Consider the following 240-nt stretch of genomic DNA (forward strand, 5'->3'; position numbering starts at 1 on the left):
TTCGGCGCGTTGATCGACCGCCACGCCCGCGTCGTGTGGAGCTGCCTGCCCACCTTCGTCGGCGACCCCACCTTCTGCGCTCTGCTGCAGCCCAACCAGCAGGTCGGTGGCGATTTCGCCATCGAACTGGAAGACATGGTCAGCAGCGAACAGAGCTCCCTGACCAACACCGCCATCCTGCGCACCGTGCTGCACGACAAGCACGGCGGCTCGCGGGAAATCATCGACTTCGCCCCGCGC

1 pseudogene is annotated in these 240 nt (G+C 66.2%); it reads left to right on the forward strand.

Going from position 1 to position 240, the window contains the following annotated elements:
• A pseudogene (locus tag ACQG3P_RS22630) lies at positions 1–240 on the forward strand (glycoside hydrolase family 15 protein); the annotation flags it as partial.

Origin of the sequence: Stenotrophomonas sp. SrG, from assembly GCF_050031795.1 — a bacterium.
Lineage (GTDB): Bacteria > Pseudomonadota > Gammaproteobacteria > Xanthomonadales > Xanthomonadaceae > Stenotrophomonas > Stenotrophomonas rhizophila_A.